Genomic DNA, 4,635 nt, shown 5'->3' with positions numbered 1-4,635 from the left:
GGACTCGATAGAAAATATCTACACCCCAACCGGGCTTGCCAACCATCTCAAGGGTTCAGCACAGGCCAATACCCTGGTCGCCGCCGGTCACAACGATCGGATCGAAGCCGCAGAGGGCAACGATACAGTGATTGTGCTGGGCGCTGGCGCCTGGGTGGACGGTGGGGCGGGCAAAGACCGTTATGTGATTGCCAGCAACCCTGGCGCGGTGACATTGCATGAGCAGGACTGGGCCGAGGGCTCTGTGATTGAGATGCGCTGGCCGTTGGCGTCTATCAGCAGTTGGCGTATCCAGGGCTGTGCGCTGGTCATCGTGGCGTGGAGGGGCGTGGACGGCGAACTGCCGGAGCAAGTCATCAAGCTTGAGCGGCTCTATACGTCCAGTGATGAGCAGCGCCGCTTGAACACGCACAACCTGCTGTTTCTCACGGAGGACGGCTATACGCTTGAGCCGATCCTTGAACCGGTGTTGATGGGCAGCGAGGACACTAACGTCACCGTTGCCGTGAGAGCGGGCGGCCAGGACGTCAGCCTGGACAAGGTGTTGGGCGCTGGCAACGTTCGTGGTGCCCCATGGGCGTTCTAACGCGTGGGTTCGTCGAAACGCGGGCCAGGTGCAAAGGTGCTCGATGTTCGCCTCAAGGGCGACACCACCGCGTGCGTGCTGTACGTGGACTATTCGTCGCGGGAAATTCTCCAGGCCTTGGCCCACTACCGCGTGACCCTGCGCAGGAGGGGACGCTTCGATTCGCTGACCTACAGCGACGTGAGATTGACCATCAGGTTCAACGACGGCAGCCAATTGGTCCTCGCCCACTATGCCAGCGATCGTTCTTCGGCGCGCACCAACGTGACCTCAAACATCATCGCGGTGGCCTTGACGCTGGACTGCCGATTCGTGCTGGTCATGAATGACGGCGTCTCATACCGCGTGCAGGCGGCCCAGCAATCCTATATCCAAGACCGTGCCTCGCCCGGGTTCAAGACCTTCGACGGCAGCTCTGCCTTGATAGAAAAGCCCGGCGTGCACGGGTTTTTTCGACCGCACAGCGCCAAGGGCATCTGGTTGCAATCGGTGCAACAGRAAAGTCGTTATTCCTGTACCACCCCATTACCAGAGGCCTTATGCGCTGATGGGGCGCTCATCGACCTACGAGGTCGTGCCCAGCGCAGGCTCAACGATTGCCCTGTCCACGCCGGAGGCATTGGCCAAAACGGCGGATGCGTCGTTCTGGCGGATCAATACCGCCGGTCTTGGCGAGTTGATTGAGCGGGCGCATATCGCCCTGATCAACGACACGCTGACCGTTGGCAGCGTGACAGTGTTGCTGCCTCCCGTGACAGACCCTTCGATACCGCTGGAACAGGTCAGCGTACACACCCTGCAGGGCGAGCAGTACGACATTCGCCAGGACCTGGGCGCGATCTGCCTCGTGCAACTGGATGCTTGCCGTTATTCGAGCATCGATGAGGTACTGGGTGCGCTGCGCCGTTCTCGCCAGTGGACGACCGTGATGGTGCGTCAGTTGCGTATCGTCGGCCTTGAGCTGGAGGACGGTACGGTGTCAGGTATTCATTACGATGCAGGTCGCGATTGCTGGGGAGCGGACGCTGATCCCCAGCGCACTGTGACGTCTGCGCAACTGCGGTTTATCGGTGCCGATTCAGTTTGATAGATCATTGAAAAGGGATTTTTTATGCAGCAAAAACCTCAATCACCCAGGACCGCGCATGTATCACCCTCACGTATCGGCTTGGGTGCCGACACCGTCATGGTCAGGGACTATGGCCGTCAGGTTCCTTCCCTTCAACCTGTGAATCAAGGCGTGCAGCACACCGGGCACGGCGACGCGCCTGGGGTCGCGCACATAAGTGCGCTGGATCTGCCTGGGCCGCTGCCGCCGCAGGCAGTGTGGGTAACGGGCGATGCGCTTGGGCCCGCAAATGCCGAGGGTATTCGTCAGGCTGCCGGCCGCAGTTACATTGATCTGGATACCGGGCAGACAGTGCAAGTGGACTATCACCCGGCCAGCGGCACTTATCACCCGCGCTTGGCTCATCAACTGGCGGCCAGCCCATCTGCTGTCAGCAGAGTGGGTGGCACTTGGACCTGGACCGGCGTGACGACGGCGGCTCATGCCAGTGCACCGGTGTCGATGCCGATGGCCGCCCCCGTGCCGCGGGATCCACGGTTGGATCTGCAGCTTTACGATGCACGAGGTGGGGGCGCAACGACGGGGCCGGCTATCCAGGGGAAAAGACAGTACGTCATGGCCGGGCAGAGCTACTACGGCGATGCCCGGTTCTCGTTGGCGTCCTTCAAAGCGGGCGATAAACAAACTTTACGTACCTGACGCGCGTGGGGTGTGGCAGCAAAGCGGGGCCATCACCGAAGACGGCATCATTCAGATCTCTGGTGACTCAATCGCCAGCTATCTGGAGGTGGGGGGCGTAGTGGTTCGCGTCGATCTTGATAGCACGAGAAATAAATACCAGATGATTCCCAATGCACACAGCCATGCGCCGGGTGTTTACCTGGATACCGGTGGCAGCCGTGCTTCGTGGGTGCCCGAGATGCGCTTGGGCAGCATCGGCGCCATCATTCGCGCGGCCCGCAAGGTTCTGGGCTACACCACTGTTACCAGTGATATGAGCCAGGGCGTGATGTCGACGCAGGACAGGCAAACGTACTGCTACATGCGCCAGTATGCGCGGCAGATGATTGCATTCGATAACCCGGCTATCCGCAATGCACCCGCGCACCTGCAAGATCGCAAGATTGATACGCACATCTGGACCCATGGTTATCCCTATGGTCGGCTGTTACAGGGGATACAGGCCAAGGCCGACGGCCTCGCCCTACCCATGGGCATTGTGCAGTTTGATCCGTTTCAAGGCATGGCCACCGTTGCGGTACGCCGTGAGGGCTCGTTCAATGTCGACGCAGTGGCCGCCAACGACCAGTTTCATTATCCCCATCGGCAAAGGCGCGCGGATGAAATAGCGTTGTTTGATCATTGGAAGACGCTGAGTATTCAGGATGCAAAGGGCCGTGGGCTTGCCAATGAGAAGATGTACCGCGCACTACTGGTCAATGATGGCTATCAAATCATCCCTGGTGGAACCTACGGTGGCGGTCAAAACGGTTTTCGATCTGGTGTTCAAAGGGCCCGCGGGCGATGTCTACGTGCTTGAGGTCAAGCATGCCAAACCGCGCAATGTCAGCATGCAGAGGGTCTATGAGCATTTCCAGATGGAGGATGGCTGGGTTAGACGCGTGTTGAAGAAGTTGGACCGCAGTGATCCAGGGGCCAGGCAACAGGTAGCGGATGCGCTGGACCGTCAGCGGCTGTTCAAGGTGATTGGCGCGACCCTGCCAGACGGCAAACTGGTGCTATTCAAGATCGATATGAGCGGCGTGCGAGTCTGAGTCTGATGGCAGACGGCTCAGCCCCGTCTGCCACCGATGGCGCCTGGGGCGTCAGGACAAGAAACCACCGTCCACATTCAGCGAAACCCCAGTGGTATAGCTCGACGCATCACTGGCCAGGTACAGCACCGCGCCAGCCATTTCGCTGGGGTCGGCCACGCGCTTGAGCGGGATCTGGGCCAGGGCCATTTTCAGGATGGAATCATTCTTGACCAGCGCCGAGGCAAACTTGGTATCGGTCAGGCCCGGCAGCAGCGCGTTGCAACGGATTCCAAAGGCCGCACATTCCTTGGCAAACACCTTGGTCATGTTGATCACGGCGGCCTTGGTTACCGAGTAGATGCCCTGGAACACGCCCGGCGAGATGCCGTTGATCGAGGCCACGTTGATGATGCTGCCGCCGCCGTTCTCGCGCATCAGCTTGCCGGCTTCCACCGACATGAAGAAGTAACCACGGATATTCACGTCAACGGTCTTCTGGAATGCGCCCAGGTCGGTGTCCAGTACATTACAGAACTGCGGGTTGGTGGCGGCGTTGTTGACCAGGATATCCAGGCGGCCGAACTGTTCACGAATGCCGGCGAACACCTGGGTGATCTGTTTCCATTTTCACCAATATGGCAGGCAATGGCCGTGGCTTTGCCGCCCTCGGCGATGATCGCATCGGCCACGTGCTGGCAACCCTCCAGCTTACGGCTGGAGACAATCACATGGGCGCCTTGCTGGGCCAGCAACTTGGCGATGGCTTCACCGATGCCACGGCTGGCGCCGGAAACAAACGCAATCTTGCCATCGAGGTCGAACAGGTTGGTCTTGGACATGAGGGTTCCTTGTAGTTGCACTCAGAGCGCTGATTTGCCGATGACATTCAGGCTCATCTGCTCCAGCAGTTTGTTCATGTGGATGAACTGCGCGAAGCGTTTGTCCTGGGTCTGGCCATGGAAGAAGCGGTAGTAGATCTGCTGCACAATCCCGGCCAGGCGGAACAGGCCGTAGGTGTAATAGAAATCGAAATTGTCGATCTGGATGCCGGAGCGCTCGGCGTAGTAGTCGACAAACTGGCGGCGGGTGAGCATACCGGGGGCGTTGCTCGGCTGGCGGCGCATCAGTTGCACGGCGCCGGTCCGGCGCCGTCGTACGGTAACTCGTAGGCGAGGGTGTTGCCCAGGTCCATCAACGGGTCGCCCAGGGTGGTCAGCTCCCAG

Annotated in this window: 6 protein-coding genes and 3 pseudogenes; 7 read left to right on the top strand and 2 right to left on the bottom strand. The window is 59.8% G+C overall.

The window, feature by feature from the left end; translation table 11 throughout:
- The 6 genes and pseudogenes from DQ405_RS27770 to DQ405_RS27745 form a co-directional block, all read left to right on the top strand.
- Positions 1-586, top strand: a pseudogene (locus DQ405_RS27770) (calcium-binding protein); the annotation flags it as partial.
- Between the two features lie 36 nt (positions 587-622).
- Positions 623-1,270, top strand: a complete 648-nt coding sequence (locus tag DQ405_RS27765) for a hypothetical protein (protein WP_241730177.1) — start codon at positions 623-625, stop codon at positions 1,268-1,270.
- A complete protein-coding gene (locus DQ405_RS27760; protein WP_241730175.1) occupies positions 1,206-1,673 on the top strand; it encodes a hypothetical protein in 468 nt (155 codons plus the stop codon). Before DQ405_RS27765 ends, DQ405_RS27760 begins: the two co-directional genes overlap by 65 nt.
- Before the next feature lie 24 nt (positions 1,674-1,697).
- The gene (locus tag DQ405_RS27755; protein WP_241730174.1) at positions 1,698-2,354 is read left to right on the top strand and encodes a hypothetical protein; all 657 of its coding nucleotides are present in this window, start codon (positions 1,698-1,700) and stop codon (positions 2,352-2,354) included.
- Between the two features lie 10 nt (positions 2,355-2,364).
- On the top strand, positions 2,365-3,195 hold the full coding sequence (locus tag DQ405_RS27750; protein ID WP_241730173.1) for a hypothetical protein: 831 nt from the start codon (positions 2,365-2,367) through the stop codon (positions 3,193-3,195).
- A complete protein-coding gene (locus tag DQ405_RS27745; protein WP_235986459.1) occupies positions 3,158-3,430 on the top strand; it encodes a hypothetical protein in 273 nt (90 codons plus the stop codon). The genes DQ405_RS27750 and DQ405_RS27745 overlap by 38 nt, the downstream gene beginning before the upstream one ends.
- Positions 3,431-3,481: 51 nt before the next feature.
- On the opposite strand, the pseudogene DQ405_RS24325 reads toward DQ405_RS27745, so the two are convergent.
- A pseudogene (locus DQ405_RS24325) lies at positions 3,482-4,173 on the bottom strand (SDR family oxidoreductase).
- Between DQ405_RS24325 and DQ405_RS28740 the strand changes: the two are divergent.
- Positions 4,141-4,266 carry a hypothetical protein gene (locus DQ405_RS28740; RefSeq protein ID WP_446730913.1) on the top strand — a complete coding sequence of 42 codons (126 nt, stop codon included), beginning with the start codon at positions 4,141-4,143 and terminating at the stop codon, positions 4,264-4,266. The pseudogene DQ405_RS24325 and the gene DQ405_RS28740 overlap by 33 nt on opposite strands.
- A gap of 6 nt (positions 4,267-4,272) precedes the next feature.
- On the opposite strand, the pseudogene DQ405_RS24320 reads toward DQ405_RS28740, so the two are convergent.
- Positions 4,273-4,635 (bottom strand): annotated as a pseudogene (locus DQ405_RS24320) (phosphotransferase family protein); the annotation flags it as partial.

This window comes from Pseudomonas sp. SST3 (assembly GCF_003325755.1).
This window is presented reverse-complemented; position numbering and strand designations above follow the sequence as displayed.